Source organism: Nocardiopsis listeri NBRC 13360, from assembly GCF_001570765.1.
Classification (GTDB): Bacteria; Actinomycetota; Actinomycetes; order Streptosporangiales; family Streptosporangiaceae; genus Nocardiopsis; species Nocardiopsis listeri.
On the sequence record NZ_BCSH01000126.1, the window covers coordinates 1 to 1,744 of the forward strand.

At 68.5% G+C, this 1,744-nt stretch carries 1 protein-coding gene; it reads right to left on the reverse strand.

What is annotated here, in order from left to right; all coding sequences use genetic code 11:
• A partial coding sequence (locus NLI01S_RS24750) for a condensation domain-containing protein (RefSeq protein WP_223809379.1) occupies positions 1–1,702 on the reverse strand: 1,702 nt, incomplete at its 3' end.
• Positions 1,703–1,744 lie beyond the last annotated feature (42 nt).

Sequence of the window (1,744 nt, forward strand, 5' to 3'; positions counted from 1 at the left end):
AATCGACCTCGTTCCGGCTCCAGTCGGCCAGGGCCGCACGGTCCTCCTCCGAACGGAGGTCCACCGTCGCCAGTGTGCGTTCCGGTTCCGCCACGGCCAGCGAGACCATGTGGGACAGAGCGCCGGCCAGTCCCAGAATCCGTCGCCGGTCGAAGAGGTCGGTGTTGTACTCGATGACGACGCGGATACCGCCGTCCTGCTCCGTGTACTCGAAGACCAGGTCGGACAGGGCCGACGTCCTGGGCAGGTCGATCGGTCGCACGTCCAGTCCGGGCAGGTCCAGGGCGCCGGTGTGCGCGTTCTGGAGAACCATCAGCGCTTGGAAGAGCGGGCCGCGGCCGGGATCCCTTTCGGTCACGACCTCGTCCACCACCCGGTCGAAGGGCAGTTCGTGTTCGAAGGCCGCTTCGACCCGGTCTCGAACGTCACCGAGAAACCCCGCCACGGTCGCGTCGGGTTCGGGTCGGGAACGGATCACCAGGGGGTTCACGAAGAACCCCACCATCTCTCCCACCTCTCGGTGGTCACGTCCCGAGGAGGCGATGCCCAGAGCGACGTCCCCGCTCCCGGAGGAACCGGCGAGCAGCAACTGGGTCATCGCGGTGAGGGACATGAACAGGGTCGCGCCTTGTTCCCGTCCCAGTTCGTGCAGGCCACGGGTCTGCTCTCGCGAAAGGGTGAAGCGGTGAACCGCACCGGCGCTCGTGCGCCTGCTCGGACGGGGCCGGTCGGTGGGCACGGCCAGAGGTGGCACCTCCTCCAGTTCACGCGCCCAGTACGCGAGGCGTTCCCGCACGTCCGGCTCCGACCAGCGGGTCTGTTCCCAGACCGCGAAGTCGGCGTAGTCGGGGGTCCGTTCCCAGGCCCCGGGTTCGTTCCCCTCAAGCGACTCCCGATAGAAGATCGCCAGGTCGCGAGCCATGACGTCCACGGACCAGCCATCGCAGGCGATGTGGTGTGTACTCAGCACGAGGATGTGTTCGTCCTCCGTGAGGGCGACGAGCAGCGCCCGGTTCACGGGGCCGTGTACCAGGTCGAAGGGGGCGTTCACCTCGTCCAGCAGGCATGCGTCCAAGGCGGAGTCGCGCTCGCTCTCGGAGAGTTCGGTCAGGTCCGCCACGGACAGCAGGTCGTCCGCGTCCCAGGGGTCGCGCACCAACTGCACGGGTTCACCGTCGACCATGTCGTAGGTGGTCCGAAGCGCCTCGTTTTTCCGCTGAAGCCGGGTGAGGGACACGCGTAGGGCTTCCGGGGAGAGCCGACCACGGATACGGAATCCCGCGCCGGTGTAGTACTCGGCGCTGTCGCCCCCGATCTGGTGCAGGAACCACAGACGGCGTTGCGCGGCGGAGAGGGGCAGCGGGCCCCCTCGGTCGACCCTGGGGAGGGAGTCCTGCGTACCGCCGTCGTGGCCCGCCGCCGCCAGGGCCTCCGGGGTGCGGTACCGGAACAGGGCGCGTTGGCCGAAGTCCGTCCCTAACAGACCGTCGAGTCGCCACAGGAGACGGGCCGCCAGGATGGAGTCCCCGCCCAGCGCGAAGAAGTCGTCGTGCACACCCACACGCTCCACGCCCAACACCGAGGCGAACTCGTCCGCGATCACGCGTTCGGTGTCGGTACGGGGAGCCACGTGGGTTCCTCCGGCACGTTCGGGTGCGGGCAACGCCTTTCGGTCCACCTTGCCGTTCTGGTTCAGCGGCATCGAGGGAAGGGCGAGGAGCGCGGAGGGTACGAGGTAGCCGGG